At 70.7% G+C, this 12,618-nt stretch carries 15 protein-coding genes and 1 other RNA gene; 9 read left to right on the top strand and 7 right to left on the bottom strand.

Features of this window, described 5'->3' with window-relative positions; translation table 11 throughout:
• Positions 1-29: 29 nt before the first annotated feature.
• Complete coding sequence (locus KBX26_RS12155) at positions 30-1,016, bottom strand: aldo/keto reductase (RefSeq protein ID WP_030330181.1); 987 nt, start codon at positions 1,014-1,016, stop codon at positions 30-32.
• A gap of 128 nt (positions 1,017-1,144) precedes the next feature.
• Between KBX26_RS12155 and KBX26_RS12150 the strand changes: the two genes are divergently transcribed.
• Positions 1,145-1,993: a helix-turn-helix transcriptional regulator gene (locus KBX26_RS12150; protein WP_030330183.1), complete on the top strand. Its 849-nt coding sequence runs from the start codon at positions 1,145-1,147 to the stop codon at positions 1,991-1,993.
• A gap of 116 nt (positions 1,994-2,109) precedes the next feature.
• On the opposite strand, the gene rnpB is transcribed toward KBX26_RS12150, so the two are convergent.
• An RNA gene (gene rnpB, locus KBX26_RS12145) (RNase P RNA component class A) lies at positions 2,110-2,525 on the bottom strand.
• A gap of 126 nt (positions 2,526-2,651) precedes the next feature.
• Between rnpB and KBX26_RS12140 the strand changes: the two genes are divergently transcribed.
• Positions 2,652-3,413 carry a sulfite exporter TauE/SafE family protein gene (locus KBX26_RS12140; protein ID WP_030330185.1) on the top strand — a complete coding sequence of 254 codons (762 nt, stop codon included), beginning with the start codon at positions 2,652-2,654 and terminating at the stop codon, positions 3,411-3,413.
• 155 nt (positions 3,414-3,568) lie between these two features.
• Here the strand turns inward: KBX26_RS12140 and KBX26_RS12135 are convergent, their stop codons facing one another.
• Positions 3,569-4,801 (bottom strand): MFS transporter, encoded by a 1,233-nt coding sequence (locus tag KBX26_RS12135; protein ID WP_210865441.1) that lies wholly within the window; start codon positions 4,799-4,801, stop codon positions 3,569-3,571.
• Between the two features lie 54 nt (positions 4,802-4,855).
• On the opposite strand from KBX26_RS12135, the gene KBX26_RS12130 reads away from it, so the two are divergent.
• Positions 4,856-5,317: a MarR family winged helix-turn-helix transcriptional regulator gene (locus KBX26_RS12130; protein ID WP_210859848.1), complete on the top strand. Its 462-nt coding sequence runs from the start codon at positions 4,856-4,858 to the stop codon at positions 5,315-5,317.
• 164 nt (positions 5,318-5,481) lie between these two features.
• On the opposite strand, the gene KBX26_RS12125 is transcribed toward KBX26_RS12130, so the two are convergent.
• Positions 5,482-6,372, bottom strand: a complete 891-nt coding sequence (locus KBX26_RS12125; RefSeq protein WP_210865440.1) for an NmrA/HSCARG family protein — start codon at positions 6,370-6,372, stop codon at positions 5,482-5,484.
• Positions 6,373-6,458: 86 nt separating this feature from the next.
• Here KBX26_RS12125 and KBX26_RS12120 point away from each other — a divergent pair, with 86 nt between their 5' ends.
• Positions 6,459-7,007: a TetR/AcrR family transcriptional regulator gene (locus tag KBX26_RS12120; RefSeq protein WP_210859846.1), complete on the top strand. Its 549-nt coding sequence runs from the start codon at positions 6,459-6,461 to the stop codon at positions 7,005-7,007.
• A gap of 248 nt (positions 7,008-7,255) precedes the next feature.
• Here KBX26_RS12120 and mctP read toward each other — a convergent pair whose 3' ends face one another.
• Together mctP and KBX26_RS12110 are read right to left on the bottom strand one after the other, a co-directional pair.
• A complete protein-coding gene (gene mctP, locus KBX26_RS12115) occupies positions 7,256-8,905 on the bottom strand; it encodes a monocarboxylate uptake permease MctP (protein ID WP_210865439.1) in 1,650 nt (549 codons plus the stop codon).
• Complete coding sequence (locus KBX26_RS12110; RefSeq protein ID WP_030330196.1) at positions 8,905-9,150, bottom strand: DUF3311 domain-containing protein; 246 nt, start codon at positions 9,148-9,150, stop codon at positions 8,905-8,907. The genes mctP and KBX26_RS12110 overlap by 1 nt, the downstream gene beginning before the upstream one ends.
• Before the next feature lie 202 nt (positions 9,151-9,352).
• Between KBX26_RS12110 and KBX26_RS12105 the strand changes: the two genes are divergently transcribed.
• The 5 genes from KBX26_RS12105 to KBX26_RS12085 are packed head-to-tail and all read left to right on the top strand — an operon-like array spanning position 9,353 to position 11,419.
• Positions 9,353-9,655 carry a hypothetical protein gene (locus KBX26_RS12105; RefSeq protein WP_210859844.1) on the top strand — a complete coding sequence of 101 codons (303 nt, stop codon included), beginning with the start codon at positions 9,353-9,355 and terminating at the stop codon, positions 9,653-9,655.
• A 12-nt stretch (positions 9,656-9,667) separates the two neighbouring features.
• Positions 9,668-10,399: a hypothetical protein gene (locus tag KBX26_RS12100; RefSeq protein WP_210859843.1), complete on the top strand. Its 732-nt coding sequence runs from the start codon at positions 9,668-9,670 to the stop codon at positions 10,397-10,399.
• The gene (locus KBX26_RS12095) at positions 10,396-10,809 is read left to right on the top strand and encodes a YbaB/EbfC family nucleoid-associated protein (RefSeq protein ID WP_167337285.1); all 414 of its coding nucleotides are present in this window, start codon (positions 10,396-10,398) and stop codon (positions 10,807-10,809) included. Before KBX26_RS12100 ends, KBX26_RS12095 begins: the two co-directional genes overlap by 4 nt.
• Positions 10,809-11,180, top strand: a complete 372-nt coding sequence (locus KBX26_RS12090; protein WP_210859841.1) for a YbaB/EbfC family nucleoid-associated protein — start codon at positions 10,809-10,811, stop codon at positions 11,178-11,180. The genes KBX26_RS12095 and KBX26_RS12090 overlap by 1 nt, the downstream gene beginning before the upstream one ends.
• On the top strand, positions 11,177-11,419 hold the full coding sequence (locus tag KBX26_RS12085) for a hypothetical protein (protein ID WP_030330206.1): 243 nt from the start codon (positions 11,177-11,179) through the stop codon (positions 11,417-11,419). The genes KBX26_RS12090 and KBX26_RS12085 overlap by 4 nt, the downstream gene beginning before the upstream one ends.
• A 17-nt stretch (positions 11,420-11,436) precedes the next feature.
• Here KBX26_RS12085 and KBX26_RS12080 read toward each other — a convergent pair whose 3' ends face one another.
• Positions 11,437-12,615, bottom strand: a complete 1,179-nt coding sequence (locus tag KBX26_RS12080) for a bifunctional RNase H/acid phosphatase (protein WP_210865438.1) — start codon at positions 12,613-12,615, stop codon at positions 11,437-11,439.
• Positions 12,616-12,618 lie beyond the last annotated feature (3 nt).

The raw sequence follows: 12,618 nt of genomic DNA, 5'->3' as shown, positions 1-12,618 counted from the left end.
CCCCTCGAAGGTCATGTGTCAGACACGGCCTAGTTGCCGACGCCGAGGCTCGACATGAACGCCGCCGGGTAACGGTCACCGCGCGCGGCACCCTTCGGCACGGCCGCCTCGATCTCTTCGAGATCATCGGCCGACAGCTCCACGTCCAGCGCCGGCAACGCCTCGGCCAGCCGCTGCCGGGTGCGTGCGCCGACCAGCGGAACGATGGACGGGTCCTGCGCCGCGACCCACGCGATCGCCAACTGCGCCACTGTGCACCCCTTCGCGTCGGCAACCCGGCGCAACGCCTCCACCAGTGCGAGGTTGTGCGACGCGTTCTCGGCGGAGAAGCGGGGACTGTTATTACGCGGATCGTCCGCGCGCCCCGGCACCCAGTTCCCCGAGAGCAGGCCACGGCCCAGCACCCCGTACGCGGTCAGCCCGATGCCCAGCTCCCGCAGCGTGGGCAGCACGTCGGCCTCGACCGCCCGCGACAGCAGCGAATACTCAATCTGAAGATCAGCGATCGGATGTACGGCGTGCGCCCGCCGGACGGTCTCCGCGTCAACCTCGGAGAGCCCCACGTACCGCACGTAACCGGCGTCGATCATCTCCTTGATCGCGCCGATCGTGTCCTCGATCGGCACCGACCGGTCGAGCCGGGCCGGCCGGTAGATGTCCACGTGGTCGACACCGAGCCGAGTCAGCGAGTAGCTCAGGAAGTTCCGCACCGAAGCCGGGCGGGAGTCCTGACCGGCGAACCGCATGCCCGGCCCCACCTGCTGCCCGAACTTCACACTCAGCAGATAGCTGTCCCGGTCGCGTCCCCGCAACGCCTCCGACAACAGCAGCTCGTTGTGCCCCATGCCATAGAAGTCACCGGTGTCGACCAGCGTGACCCCCGCCTCCAACGCGGCCCGTACGGTGGCGATGCTCTCCTCGCGATCGGCCGGGCCGTACGTGCCCGACATGCTCATCGCCCCCAGCCCCACCGCGGAAACCGTGGGACCCGTGTTGCCCAGAGTGCGTGTCTGCATCGAAACTCTCCCTCATCGGTCGATGTCGGCTCCACCCTGCGCCGCTTTCCGGCCCGCCGGCAGCGGAGCGCTTATCGTGGGAGCGCCGCTCCCTGGCTCGGTGCACAGTCCCGGGGCAGCATGGAGGCATGCAGCGTGAGCAGCTCGCCGACTTCCTGCGGCGCCGGCGCGAGTCCATCCGCCCCGCCGATGTCGGCATCGCCGACGGCCCCCGCCGCCGCACCGCCGGCCTGCGCCGCGAGGAGGTCGCCATGCTCGCCGGCATGTCCGTCGACTACGTCGTCCGCCTTGAGCAGGGCCGCAGCAGCCAGCCGTCGACCCAGCTGCTCGCCGCCCTGGCCCGGGCCCTGCGTCTGAGCGACGACGAGCGAAGCCACCTGTTCCACCTGGCCGGCCACCAGCCGCCGCCCGCCGACGGCATCGCCCGCCTGGCCCGGGCCGGCCTGGTCCGCCTGCTCGACCTGGTGGGCGACACCCCCGCCATGGTCCTGTCCGACCTCGGCGAGGTCCTGGCGCAGAACCGCATGTCGATCCTGCTCACCGGCGACCACACCGGGCTGACCGGCGACCGCCGCTACGTCGCCTACCGCTACTTCACCGACCCGGTCATCCGCGACCTCCACGGCCCCGAAGAATGGCAGCGGCACGCCCGCCAGCAGGTCGCCGACCTGCGCACGGTGGCCGGCCGGCGGGCCGGCGACCCGGCCGTGACCGGCCTGATCGAACGGTTGCGGGCAGCGAGCGACGACTTCCGGCGGCTGTGGGCCGAGCACGAGGTGGCGGTACGCCGGGCCGACCGCAAGACGTTCCTGCACCCGCGCGTGGGCCGCATCACGATGGACTGCGAAACCCTGGTCACCCCCGACCTCGGCCAGCAGCTGCTGGTGCTGACCCCGGCCGACGCCGAGGACCGGGAGAAGCTTGAGCTGCTGCGCGTGCTCGGGGTCGAGGAGTTCCCGGCCGCCGCGCCGCACTGACCCTGGTCGCAAACTGCGGCCGAGCTACACAAAGACGGCCATGCGCTAGCGCCCTTGCCATGCAGCCTTGAACGGGTAATCCAGGTGCGCGGCGTCCCAGGCGGCTTGGTGGGCGACGGACGAGTCGACCTGTACGCCGGATTCTGTGCGCGGCGCGTACCCCGAGGGGTTTGCGCCGGCGGCGGCCATCCATCTCGGCCTGCCGTTGCCGGCAGGCTCCAGCGGCCTACCCGCAGACATCGGGCGGGCAGCCCTCAAGCGTCTGCGCCGGGTCGTCATCTTGCGGTGACGGCCCTTGCTTGGCCTTGCTCCGGGTGGGGTTTACCGAGCCACCCCGGTCACCCGGGGTGCTGGTGGGCTCTTACCCCACCGTTTCACCCTTACCGTCCCCGTTGGGGTCGGCGGTCTGTTTTCTGTGGCACTGTCCCGCGGGTCGCCCCGGGTTGCCGTTAACAACCACCCTGCCCTGTGGAGTCCGGACGTTCCTCGGCGGCGGGCCGAAGCCCGCCGACGCGGCCGCCCGGTCGACTCGTCCGTCGCGCTCTCATCCTAACGACGAGCGTGCTCCCGGTATTGCCGCCCCGCCTGGGCAAGATCGCCCAGCTCGTGACGGTCCGCCGATTCCGTCTCGCGGGGCGACGGCTAGCCTCGTGGGGCTATGGATCTCTCCCACGCCGCGCTGCTGCTCGCCGCCGGTCTCGCCGCTGGCACTGTCAACGCGGTGGCCGGTGGGGGTTCGCTGATCACCTTCCCGGCGATGATCGCGGTCGGGTTGCCGCCGGTGCCGGCGAACGTCAGCAACTCCGTCGCGGTGTTCCCCGGGTACCTGGCCAGTGTGGCGGGCAGCCGGCAGGACCTGCCGCGTCCCCGTGCGCTGGCCACGCTGGTGCCCACCACCATCGTGGGCACGATCGTCGGGGCGTTGCTGTTGCTGGCCACTCCGGCCCGCGCGTTCGAGTTGGTCGTACCGTTTCTGGTCCTCGGCGCGACGGCGGTCCTGGCGTTCCAGGATCCGCTGCGCCGGCTGGTCGGTCACCCTCGGGACATGTCGCCACGCCAGCGGACGGTCGCGGTGCAGACGATGGTCGCGCTGGGGGCGGTGTACGGCGGGTACTTCGGTGCGGCGCTCGGGGTGATGCTGGTGGCCGGGCTGGCCCTGGTGCTGGACGCGACCCTGGCCCGGGTGAGCGCGATCAAGAATCTGCTCTCCGCGCTGGTGGGGTGCACGACGCTGGTGGTGTTCGCCCTGTTCGGCCCGTTGAACTGGGCGGCGGTCGCGGTGGTCGCGCCGGCCACCCTGATCGGTGGGTACGCGGGCGCCCGGCTGGTCCGTCGGCTGCCGCCGGTGGTGCTCAAGACGGTGATCGTGGTGTTCGGTACGACGATCGGCCTCTACCTGCTCTGGCGCGCCCTGAACTGAGGGCGGAGATCCGTAGGCTCCACCCCGACGCCAGCCAAGATCCGCGCAACATCAGGGAAAGTGCCGCCTCAATCGCCGTTGAGGCAGCAGTTTCCCCGAAAGTGCGCGGATCTTGGCCGGCGGTCGCGAGCCCGGGGTGGCGGGCGGCGCCGGCGTCAGTAGGCCTCGCCGACCGGCTCCTCGGCGGTGTTCTCGGCACTGGCGGCGCTGCGGTTCCAGCGGGACCAGAGGACCCGCTCGCCGTAGCCGGCGGCCATCACGTGCGCGAAGGCCAGGTAGACGAGCACGCCGACGGCGAGCACCCCGAAGCCGACCCAGAACGGCAGCGACAGCGACTGCTCGGCGAGCTTGCCGGAGATGATCGGTGCCGGCGCGGCGGCACCCCAGCGGACCAGGTTGAACGCGCCGGTGGCCACCCGACGGTCACTGGAGCCGAGGCCGAGCGCCAGGTCGGTGAGGTTGGCGTTGGCGAGCCCCATGCAGAGGCCGGCGAGCACCAGCACCACGAGCGCCTCGGCGGTGCTGCTGGAGGTGGCGAAGAGGACCATGCAGACCAGCAGGCCGGCGATGGCCACGCCGACGGTCTGTACCGCGCCGATGCGGTGGGCCAGCCGGTGACCGATGACCAGGATGCCGGTGGCCAGGCCGAGACCCCAGCCGGTGAACGCGAGCCCCAGCGGGATGATGTCCAGGCCGAGGAAGAGCGGCGTGTAGCCGAGCACCACGAAGAACACGAAGTTGTACGCGGCGGTGACCGCGCAGAGGGCGATGAACGCCGGCCGGCGGTAGGTGCTGAAGATCTGGCCGAGGCGTACCGGGGCCTGCCGGTTGGTGGGTTCGCGGAGTTTGCGGGAGGCCACGCCGAGGGCGAGGACCATGAAGACGCCGCAGACGAAGAACGGCAGCCGCCAGCTGATCTCGCCGAGCAGGCCACCGATCAGCGGTCCGACGGCGAAGCCGAGGCCGAGGGCGGTTTCGAAGAGGCCGACCACCCACTCCCGGTCGATGGCCAGGTTGACCAGCACCACCATGGCGGTGGCGAAGAACATCGCGTTGCCCAGCCCCCAGACGCCGCGCAGCACGGAGAGCTGCACGATGTTGTCGCTGAACGAGGCGAGGATCGCGGCGAGGCCGACCACGGAGACGCCGGTGATGAGCACCGGTTTGAAGCCGAACCGGCCGCTGGCCAGCGTCGCCGGGATCATGCCGAGGGCCATGACCGCGATGTACGCGGTGAACAGCAGTTCGACCTGCCAGGCGGTGACGCCGATCGCGTCGCCGATGGCCGGCAGGATCGGGTCGACGACGGCGATGCCGGCGATGGCGAGGAAGGCCACCAGGGTGGTGGCGTAGATGGCACTGCGGTTCGGTTCGGAACGCCGATCCACTCCGACTCCTCAGATAGCTGTATCGTACAGGTATTTATTCTGTATCATACAGCTATGAGCGACGACAGTGACGAGAGCACCCTCGGCCAGATCGAGACCGAGGTCGCCCTGCTGATGCGCTTCGGCGAGGCCACAAGGCGGGCCACCGGCACCGCCGAGCACCGGGTGCTGGACCGCGCGGCGTACGTCATCCTGCGCCACCTGGCCGACGCCGGCCCGCAGAACGTCTCGGCGCTCGCCGCCCGACTCAACCTGGACGGCTCCACCGTCACCCGGCAGGTGTCAGCGCTGCAGCGCGACGGCCTGATCACCCGTACCCCGGACCCGTCCGACGGCCGCGGCACCGTCATCTCCCCCACCCCGGCAGGCCTGCAGCGGATGGCCGCCGTGCAGGCCGCCCGCACCCGGCTCTACGGCGACATGCTGGCCGACTGGAGCGCCGAGGACCGCGCCACCCTCGCCGCCCTCCTGGGCCGCCTCAACCAGGCCCTGATAAACCGCAACCGCCCCCGCTGAACGACCCGCGACACCTGTGCCACCACCAAGATCGCGCAAGATCCTGGTGGTGGTGGCATCCCTCGCGGTCCGAGAGCACTACAACAAGGATCAAGCACGATCTTGACGGTGAACCCGCCGAGCCCGCCCGGCCACCCGCCGAGCCCGCCCGGGCCGGCCGGGTTTCAGGAGAACGTTCGGCGCGCCCAGGCGCGGAAGTCGGTGGTGGGCAGGCCGAGGGCGCGGGCCATCTCCGGACGGGCCGGGCTTCCGTTCTCGTTGATCTGCTCGACCGCCTTGATCATGGCGGGCAGCAGGCCGCGCTCGACAGCCTCCTGCGGGGTGAGCACGGGAGCGGTAACCGCCCGGCCGGTGACCTCACTCAGGATGGCCGCGATCTCGGTCATGGTGAGCAGGTCGCCGGCGAGTTCGACGTCCAGGCCGTCGAGCTTCCCCGGGTTGGTGAACGCGAGCGCGGCGGCTTCGCCGATGTCGTCGACGGCGATCCACGGCATCCGCGTGTCTTCGGCGAAGCCGGTGATGATCGTGCCGCTGGACCAGTCGCCGAAGAGGTAGGACCAGCCGAGCAGGTTCTCCATGAAGGTCGAGGGCTTCAGGATGGTCCAGTGCGCGAAGCCACCGGAGCGCACCATCTCGTCAACGGCCGCCTTGCTCTCCCAGTAGTGCGTGTCCCACCGACCCTCGGCCCAGCCGGGCTGGTTGCGGTGGAAGTCCCCGGCACCCGAGACGCTGCTGTGCACGACGTGCGCCACGCCGGCGCGGCGCGCCGCCTCGACGACGTTGCGGCCGCGGGTCACCTCGGCGTCGCCCTGCATGTCCGTCACGTCCGGGTACGGGATGGAGAAGAGGCCGTCCATCCCGTATGCCGCGGCGAGCAGCGAGTCGGCGTCGTCCAGGTTGCCAGTGACCAGTTCGGCGCCCCGCTCCCGCAGGGCTTGGGCGCCGTCGGCGCCCGGATCGCGGACCAGGGCGCGGACCGGGACGCCACGGTCGAGCAGCGCCCGGGCCGTGGCCCCGCCCTGCTTGCCCGTCGCGCCGATGACGAGAACAGCCATGATGCCTCCCACGAAACAAGTGGGGTGTCCCCCCACTTTTCGTCGGCTACGATACGGGGGACCACCCCACTTCTGCAAGGCGGGTCATGAGAGCGGACGCGAAGCGCAACTACGACCTCATCGTCACGGCGGCGTCCGAGGCGATCGCCCGCGACGGCGCGTACGCCTCGCTGGAGGAGATCGCCCGATCCGCCGGGGTCGGTTCGGCGACCCTGCACCGGCACTTCCCCACTCGGTGGTCGCTGCTCCAGGCGGTCTTCGGCGGATGTGTCCGCAACCTGGCGGCGCGCGCCGGAGATCTGCTCGCCGCGTCGGACGCGCTCGACGCGCTGACGACCTGGCTGCACGAGGTGACCGGGTACGCCACGACGACCCGCGGCCTCGCGGACTCGCTCCTGAACGAACCCGCCGAGGAGTCCGAGACCTGCGGCGCGACGCTCGTCGCCGCCGGTGAACCACTGCTCCGCCGAGCCGTCGACGAGGGATCGGTACGACCCGACATCACCATGGCCGACCTGATGATCCTCGCCAACGGCATCTCACTCGCGGCACAACCGATGGGCGCGGCCAAGGCGGAACAACTGCTGACCCTCGCCCTGCGGGGAATCGGGCCAGCGGTCCGGCCACAGCCCTGAGCCGTCGCCGGCCCGGCCTGGCAGCCCTTGCTGACCCCGCCCTCGCTTCCTGCCCATGGTGGAGGGTGCCTGATTCGTTTGCGACATCAGCTCTACAGCATCTGAAGGCACCTCACTGCCCCCGCGACAACGCCTTCCACAGCAACGACCCGAGACGACCACCCCGAGACGACCAGACCCAGACGATGGCCTGGGCACAGATACGCCCGGGCACCGACCGACGTCGGCACCCGGGCGTATCAGCGGTGTCAGGCGACCGGCTCGCGGGCCGAGTCGGCGTCGCGCTCGGTGCCCGGGGTGACCCGAGGGTCGCCCTCGTCGGCGAAGTAGTCGTCCGGCTCGGTGCCGTCGACCCCCTCCTCGACCTTCGCGGCCCGCAGCGCAAGCGTCACCAGCGCCGCCACGGCCAGGTTCACCGCCACCGCCACGATGCCCACGTAGATCGTCTTGGTGGTGTCGAACCCGAACTCCGACAGCGGGAACGCCGAGCCACCGAAGTGCTTCCGGGTCGGGCTGGCCACCTGGTAGAGCATCCACATGCCCAACCCCATGCCGACCGCCCAGCCGACGATCAGGCCGGTGCGGTGGAACCAGCGGGTGTAGAGGCCCAGCGCCACCGCCGGCAGCGTCTGCAGGATGATCACGCCGCCGATCAGCTGGAGGTCGATGGAGAACTGCGGATCGAGGAACACGATGCAGGCCACCGCGCCGACCTTCACCACCAGCGAGGTGATCTTCGAGACGTTCGCCTCCTGGGCCGGGGAGGCGTCCCGCTTCAGGTACTCCTTGTAGATGTTGCGGGTGAACAGGTTCGCCGCCGCGATCGACATGATCGCCGCGGGCACCAGCGCGCCGATGCCGATCGCCGCGTACGCGACACCGGCGAACCAGTCCGGGAACTGCTGGTCGAAGAGCAGCGGCACGACGGTGTTGCTGTCGACAGTGCCCTCCTTGGCGCCGGGCAGCGGCTTCACACCGGCCGCGATCGCCATGTAGCCGAGCAGCGCGATCAACCCGAGCAACAGGCTGTACGCGGGCAACGCCGACATGTTCCGCTTGATCACGTCACGGTTCCGGCTGGCCAGCACACCGGTGATGCTGTGCGGGTAGAGGAAGAGCGCCAACGCCGAGCCGAACGCCAACGTCACGTACTGAAGCTGGTTGTTGCCGTTGAGCAGGATGCCGTCGTTCGGGTTGGGCGTGGCGTCGAACTTCGCGTCCGCGGCGGCGAAGATGTCACCCCAGCCGCCCAGCTTGTACGGCAGGTAGACGACCGCCACCAGGATCACGATGTAGATCAGGCTGTCCTTGACGAACGCGATCAGCGCCGGCGCGCGCAACCCCGACTGGTACGTGTACGCGGCCAGGATGGCGAACGCGATGATGATCGGCAGGTGCCGGGCCAGCGCGTTGTCGCCGGTGACGCCCATCGTCTTGAGCACCGCCTCGATGCCGACCAGCTGCAACGCGATGTACGGCATGGTGGCGACGATGCCGGTGATCGCGATCAGCAGCGCCAGCACCGGCGAGTCGAACCGGTTGCGGACGAAGTCGGCCGGCGTGACGAAGCCGTGCCGGTGCGACACCGACCAGAGCCGCACCAGCACCAGGAAGACCAGCGGGTAGATGACGATGGTGTACGGCACGGCGAAGAACCCGGCCGCACCGGCACCGAACATCAACGCCGGCACCGCCACGAAGGTGTACGCGGTGTAGAGGTCACCGCCGACCAGGAACCAGGTGATCCAGCCGCCGAAGCTGCGCCCACCCAACCCCCACTCGTCCAGGTGCGCCATGTCCTTCGGTGCCCGCCACCGGGCGGCCACGAAGCCCATCACGCTGACCAGGAGGAACAGGAACGAGAAGACGATGATCTCGGTGAGATGGTCCCGCCACATCAGTGACCTCCCCGCTTCTTTGTCATCTGGTAGACCAACGTGGTGGTGCCGACGCCGAGCAGGATGAAGGCCAGTTGCAGCCAGTAGAAACGCGGGAAGCCGAAGACCCGGGGCGAGTCGCCATTGAAGAAGACCGGGACCAGCGGCACCACGATGGGGATGAACAGCAACCAGTTCCAGGGGCTGTGGTCCTTCGCCCTGGTCGGCGCCGTGGTGGTGGGCGCCTCCGGTTCGGGTGCAGCCATCTGACACACCTCCGGGGAGTCGTGGATCTCGATGTAACGGCCGGAGGCTACGGCTTTGTGGCGTGCGTCACGTGACCCGTCAGGCGCGTCGTGCGCCGAGCGGCGAGTGTGGTGCGCCGAATGACGCCCCGCCGGCACGGGACAGCGCAGACGGTGCCTGCCTACTAGCCTGATGGCGACCAAGGGTTGCGGGGTGATCACCGTGTCGCGGTACGAAGTCGAGGCCATGCGGGCGTTGGGCACGTCCTTCAGCACCTACGCCGACGAGCTGGACCAGCAGACCAACTGGGCCCTGTCCGGGTTGGAGATGCCGTCGGAGGCGTTCCCCCTGTTCGCGTTGTCCGCCGTCGACGACTACGAACGGTCCCTCTCCGCCGTGGGCGCGGTGACGGCCACCCTGCGCGAGACGTTCGAGGCGATCGGCACGGCGTTGCACCGGGTCGCCGGGCACTACGACCAGTTGGAGGCCGACCAGGCCGACGGCTTCCGGTCCCCGCACAACTGAGAGGAGCACGGGGTGTCCGGCTGGGACGAGGGATCGTGGACCGATCCGGACAGCGACGCCTTCGACACGTTCCTGATGCGTGGTCTCGTGGTGGCCGCGACGAGCGCGTTGATCGTCGCCCTCGAACCGTCCGGGTCGGGGATGGCGGCGGCGTCGGTGACCGCCCTGCTGGTGATGCCGAACGTGGTCGACCCGGAGCCGTGGTTCGGCAACTCGGGCACCTGGGGCGAGCTGAAGAACACCTACGACAGCATGCACGCGCAGCTGCTCAGCCAGATCGAGAAGGTGAACGGTTACTGGGACGACTCGGCTGCCCGCCAGTTCCACGCGTTCGCCACCGGCGACCTGTTGCCCGCCCTGGATCGGCTGACCCAGACCTGCGCGCTGATGGATTCGTACTGCGCGCAGATGGCCGTCGGGGTCAGCACCACGCTGGCGGCCTTCCTGGTCGGCACGGCCGCCGCCATCGGTGGTGCGATCGCGGCGAACGCCTCCGGTCCGGTGTCGCCCGCGGTCAAGGTGGCGATCTTCGTGGCCTGGGCGGGCTTCGCGGTCGCTGTCATCGGCCTCCTGGTGGGTTTCGCGTTGCTGGTATGGCAGTCGGCGAAGAGCCTCGGCGACGCAAACGACGCCCTCGCCAACAAGTTCGCCGACCAGGCCGGGAAGATCGATACCCGCAGCGTCCAGCTGCCCGAGTCGTTGAAGATCGAGATCGGTGATCCGAGCAGGTGGGAGACGCGGTGACGGGGGACGCGGAGGCGATTGCGGCGGCGGCGCGGGAGGCCCAGCGGCAGGGCTACACGGAGGCGTCGCTGCGGCAGGTCCAGAGCCGGGTGAACGAGCTCAACGAACGGGTGGCGTCGCTGCGGGAGGAGAGCGTCTCCGCCAGCGACGGGACGGGCACGGTGACCGTCCGGGTGACCGGCGACGGGGAGGTCGCCGGGGTGTACATCAGCCCACAGGCCATTCGGGACCTCGACGCGGACGCGCTCGGCAACGCCTGCGTGGAGGCGGTCCGCGAAGCCCAGACGCGACTCGCCGCAGTGCTCGGCGAGCGACTTCAGGAGATCACCGGAAACGACGGGGTGGACCAGGCGGTCAGCCTGCGGCAGGCCCTGGACGAGTTCCGCACTGCGGCGGGGAGGGCCAGCTGATGGGGCGTCCCGATCTGGGCGCGTTGACCCGACAGATGAACGCGCTCATCACCGCGACCGTGGAGTTCGCCGAGCAGGCCGCCGACCGGAGGCACGTGGTCTCGTCGCCCGACGGGGAAGTGACAGTCGAGATGTCCGGCAACCGGGAGCTGCTCACCGTCCGGATCGACCCCCGCGCCCGTCGCACGGTCGACAACCTGACCCTCGGTGACCTGGTCGCCGAGACCATTCGGGCGGCCGGCCGCGAGGTCGACCAGGCCCGGCAGGCACTGCTGGATTCGTTGCCGATCGGCGACCACCGGGTTGGTGAGGTGCTGCGCGACCCGCAGCGCCTGCTGCGGAACGGGCCTGGCGCGGAGGCGGCGACGTGAGCCGCCGACCCCGCTCCCCCCGGGCCAACAGCGCGATCCTGCTGGTCTGGTTCGTCGCCGTGACCCTGCTGCTGGGCGGGCTCGCGCTCGACGGCGAGATGCCCGGCCTGATCCGGCTGGCGCTGGCGCTGCTCTGGGCCGGTCTCGCCCTGCCGACCCTCTACCTGCTGCGGTGGCTGCACCGCAGAGGCACCGCCGGGCAACCGGCCCGGCCAGGGCAGGACCGGACGAGCCGGTGAGCCCCGACCGCCGCTGATCAGAGCGCGGCGAGGTGGGCGGTGTCGTTGACCGTCCGCACGGCCACGCCGCCGTCGGGCCACATGTCGAGCACCGAGATGCCGGCCGCGTCCAGGAAGAGCCGGTGCAGGAAACCGTCGCCGGCCGCGAGGGCGTCGCGCAGCACCAGCTTGATCGGCGAGACGTGCGAGACGACCACCACTGTCTCACCGGGGTACGCGGTGAGCAGTCCGGCGATGACCCGGTTGGCGCGTTCGGCGACGTGGGTGAACGACTCCCCGCCCGGCGGCGCGATCCGGGGTGAGGCGAGCCAGGCGTCCATCTCCCCCGGCCACTGGTCGCGCACCTCGGCGAACGTGCGCCCTTCCCACTGGCCGAAGTCGCACTCGATCAGGTCGTCCTCGGTGCGGACCGGCACGTCGCCGAGGGCCCCGGCGATCGCCGCCGCGGTGGCCGTACACCGGGACAACGGTGAGCTGAGCACGGCCGCGACGGACGGGGCCAGCTCTGCCACCCGGGCACCGGTGGCGCCGGCCTGGGCCCGGCCACGCTCGGATAGCGGCACGTCGCCGCGCCCGGAGTAGCGTCGCTGCTCCGTGTACGGGGTTTCGCCGTGCCGGACCAGGATCAGCCGGGTGGCGGTGAAGGTGGGCCGTGGCTCCCAGGAGGCCGGCGCGGTCGCCGGGTCACTGCCGGTCGCCGGCTGGCCGGCGGCGGGCGACGCGGGACGGCCCACGGTGTCAGCCGGCGTGGGACGGCCGGTGGTCGCGGTGGCCGGTGGGCGGCCGGCGGCGGCGTCCATGGCGGCGTTGGCGAGGGCGTCGGCGTGCCGGTTCTGCTCGCGCGGGATCCAGCTGAACCGGACCGCTGTGAACCGGCCCACCAGCGCGGCGGCCTGGGCGGCGAGGGGCCGCAGGCCGGGGTGCTTGATCTGCCACCGGCCGCACATCTGCTCGACCACCAGCTTGGAGTCCATCCGGACGTCCACCTCGGCGGCGCCCAGCTCGGCGGCGGCGGTCAACCCGGCGATCAGGCCCTGGTACTCGGCGACGTTGTTGGTGGCCGTGCCGAGCGACTCGGAGCGCTCGGCGAGCACCTCGCCGGTCTCCGGGTCGCGGACCACCGCGCCGTAGCCGGCGGGGCCGGGGTTGCCCCGGGACCCACCGTCGGCCTCGACGGAGACCACGCGCGGCGCCACGAC

It is taken from the genome of Micromonospora sp. C97 (genome assembly GCF_018070385.1).
GTDB classification, from domain to species: Bacteria; Actinomycetota; Actinomycetes; order Mycobacteriales; family Micromonosporaceae; genus Micromonospora; species Micromonospora parva.
This window is presented reverse-complemented; position numbering and strand designations above follow the sequence as displayed.

Excerpts from the sequence above, each read along its gene's own strand:
- KBX26_RS12155 (WP_030330181.1), bottom strand. The coding sequence starts at position 1,016 with ATGCAGACACGCACTCTGGGCAACACGGGTCCCACGGTTTCCGCGGTG.
- KBX26_RS12150 (WP_030330183.1), top strand. The coding sequence starts at position 1,145 with ATGCAGCGTGAGCAGCTCGCCGACTTCCTGCGGCGCCGGCGCGAGTCC.
- KBX26_RS12140 (WP_030330185.1), top strand. The coding sequence starts at position 2,652 with ATGGATCTCTCCCACGCCGCGCTGCTGCTCGCCGCCGGTCTCGCCGCT.
- KBX26_RS12130 (WP_210859848.1), top strand. The coding sequence starts at position 4,856 with ATGAGCGACGACAGTGACGAGAGCACCCTCGGCCAGATCGAGACCGAG.
- KBX26_RS12125 (WP_210865440.1), bottom strand. The coding sequence starts at position 6,372 with ATGGCTGTTCTCGTCATCGGCGCGACGGGCAAGCAGGGCGGGGCCACG.
- KBX26_RS12120 (WP_210859846.1), top strand. The coding sequence starts at position 6,459 with ATGAGAGCGGACGCGAAGCGCAACTACGACCTCATCGTCACGGCGGCG.
- mctP (WP_210865439.1), bottom strand. The coding sequence starts at position 8,905 with ATGTGGCGGGACCATCTCACCGAGATCATCGTCTTCTCGTTCCTGTTC.
- KBX26_RS12110 (WP_030330196.1), bottom strand. The coding sequence starts at position 9,150 with ATGGCTGCACCCGAACCGGAGGCGCCCACCACCACGGCGCCGACCAGG.
- KBX26_RS12090 (WP_210859841.1), top strand. The coding sequence starts at position 10,809 with ATGGGGCGTCCCGATCTGGGCGCGTTGACCCGACAGATGAACGCGCTC.